The 2579-nt window shown below is 52.9% G+C and carries 3 protein-coding genes and 1 pseudogene; 3 read left to right on the top strand and 1 reads right to left on the bottom strand.

From position 1 onward, the window contains the following. Positions 1-295: Rid family detoxifying hydrolase (locus tag AC0UA9_RS17350; protein WP_475661980.1), on the top strand; the 295-nt coding region annotated here is incomplete at its 5' end. 96 nt (positions 296-391) lie between these two features. Here the strand turns inward: AC0UA9_RS17350 and AC0UA9_RS17345 are convergent. Beyond that, a complete protein-coding gene (locus tag AC0UA9_RS17345; RefSeq protein ID WP_475661978.1) occupies positions 392-1273 on the bottom strand; it encodes an SDR family oxidoreductase in 882 nt (293 codons plus the stop codon). A gap of 147 nt (positions 1274-1420) precedes the next feature. Here AC0UA9_RS17345 and AC0UA9_RS17340 point away from each other — a divergent pair, with 147 nt between their 5' ends. Together AC0UA9_RS17340 and AC0UA9_RS17335 are read left to right on the top strand one after the other, a co-directional pair. Further along, entirely contained in the window at positions 1421-2350 is a 930-nt protein-coding gene (locus AC0UA9_RS17340; RefSeq protein ID WP_449204726.1) for a hydrogen peroxide-inducible genes activator, read from the top strand. After that, positions 2347-2579 (top strand): annotated as a pseudogene (locus AC0UA9_RS17335) (ATP-dependent DNA helicase RecG); the annotation flags it as partial. The gene AC0UA9_RS17340 and the pseudogene AC0UA9_RS17335, both read left to right, overlap by 4 nt.

The raw sequence follows: 2579 nt of genomic DNA, 5'->3' as shown, positions 1-2579 counted from the left end.
GGGTCAGATCCCGCTGAACCCCGAGACAATGGAAATTGTCTCTGACGACTTTGAAGCACAAGCGCGTCAAGTATTTACCAATCTTCAGGCGGTGTGTGAAGAGGCTGCCGGTACGCTGGGCGATATCGTCAAACTCAACTTATACCTAGTTGATTTGGATAACTTTGCGATCGTGAACAAGGTGATGGAAGAGTTCTTCTCGTCGCCTTTCCCTGCCCGTGCAGCGGTCGGCGTCAAAGCGTTACCCAAAGGTAGTCAAGTAGAAGCAGAAGCTGTGATGGTCATTGGCGACTAAGCCACTGAGCCGGCTGTCTTTAGTAAGAACGGGCGAGCACTCAATCATCAAGTGCTCGCTTTTTTTTGAGGATCGTGCAGAGGAATAGCGCGACGGTTAGGCTTTTTGTGGCGTTAAGAAACCGCCCTCTTTTAGCACCTGTGCGTAGCCTTCTTTGTAGGTCGGATAGCGAAATTCATAACCTGTTTCACGGATGCGGCTATTATCGCAGCGTTTACTGGTGCGACGGCGTAGGGGTGACTGCATGGTCTCGGTAGATTCAACCTTGAGCTGTTTGGCTAACCACGCCATCACGTTATGTAGGGTGACAGGCTCGCAGTCGCTAGCTAGGTAAAGGTCGGCGAGTGGCGCGCCTTTTTCCTGACAACGAATTAAGTGCGCCAAAATACCGGTGCAGTCATCACGGTGAATACGGTTGGAGTAGCTGACGGGGGTCACCGCGGCAATACGGCCTTCCGCGACCTGGTGAATTAAACGATCACGGCCAGGGCCGTAAATACCCGAAAAGCGCACAACCGTGCCGGGAATCGGATGATTAATCAGCGCTTGTTCAGCATTGCACATCAGCTTGCCAGAAAAACTGGTCGAACCGGTTGGGCTGTCTTCATTTACGACTTCGCCTTCCTGCTGGCCATAGACACTGGTCGATGACACAAAAAAGATACGTTTTGGCGGCGTTTTATGTTGCTCCAGCACGCCAAGCACACGATTGAGGCCATCCGGATAGGCACTTTGGTAGGCACTCTCCTCGAAACGGTCAGCGCTGACCGTATAGATAACGTAGTCAGCGTGAGGCAGAGCGTCAGCACCAGCGCCTTCAAGGTCGTTAAGATCAAGCGCCAACGGCTCAATGCCGGTGTCTTTTAATGCCCCGGTGTGACGGCGTACGCCGATAACATGATGGCCCTCGCTGAGTAGCTCGCGTCCGAGCGTTATGCCTATATCTCCGCAGCCAATAATCAGTACCGTTTGCTTCACCTTGGTCACTCCTCTTGATTAATATTCCCTATCAGATACAAAGTCCCTATGAGATGTGCCATCTTCAATAGGGTTTGTTTGTCCTTTTCCATCTCGCTATCACGATGACTTAACGAGCTGCAACGAGAGGATGCCACTGGCACCGCTATGACTTTAACAGAACTACGCTACATCGTAACCCTTGCCCAAGAACGTCACTTTGGTCGCGCCGCCGAACGCTGTCATGTTTCACAGCCAACGCTCTCGGTGGCGGTAAAAAAGCTTGAGGACGAGCTTGGTACACCGCTGTTTGAACGTTCCAAATCAACGGTGCAGGTCACCCCGCTGGGAGACAAAATCGTTGCTCAAGCCCAGCGCGTGCTGGAACAGAGCCGACTTATCTACGAAATGGCGAATGCTGGAAAAGACCAGTTGGCTAACCCGCTGCGCATTGGTGCTATTTATACGATAGGCCCCTACTTATTTCCCCACCTAGTGCCAGCACTGGCTAGCGCTGCGCCGCAAATGCCGTTGTATATCGAAGAAGGTATGACCGGTTCTCTGCGGACAAAGTTACGCAGTGGCGAGCTGGATGTGATTATTGTGGCGCTGCCTTTCACAGAGACCGACGTGGTTACCAAGCCGATTTACGATGAGCATTTTGAGGTATTGATGCCAGCCAGCCATCGCTGGGTAAGTCGTGACGCGATTCACAAAGAAGATTTGTTAGAAGAGCGCTTGTTGTTGCTGGGGGAAGGGCACTGCTTCCGTGATCAAATTTTAGAAGCCTGTCCGGCGATTACCCAAAAGCTTAACAGCCCAAATAATACGTTGATAGCAGAGGGTGGATCATTGGAAACCATTCGCCATATGGTGGCATCTAAATTAGGCATTACGGTACTGCCACAGTCGGCGCTGGGCACTGATCAGTATGAAAATGCCATGTTGGTGAGCCGGCCATTCGTTGAGCCCGCGCCTTCGCGCACCGTCGCCATTGCGTGGCGGGCAAGCTTTCCTCGCCCTAAAGCAATTGATGCGTTAGCCAAGGCGATTAGCCAATGTCAGCAACCTGTACACACTACTAGTCCGTCCTCATGAGTGACCTTTCTGCACCGGTTTCGTCGTTGAAAGGGGTTGGCGAAGCGCTTGCGCTAAAGTTGGCGCGCTTGGGAATCCACTGCGTCAGCGACCTGCTCTTCCACCTGCCGCTGCGCTACCAGGACCGTACACGGCTAACGCCCATTGGCCTGCTGCGCGCAGGGAGTGAGGCGGTGGTAGAAGGGGAAGGCACCGCGTGCGATGTTGTTAAGGGGCGTCGGCGTAGTTT

It is taken from the genome of Colwellia sp. F1 (assembly GCF_056238625.1).
This window is presented reverse-complemented; position numbering and strand designations above follow the sequence as displayed.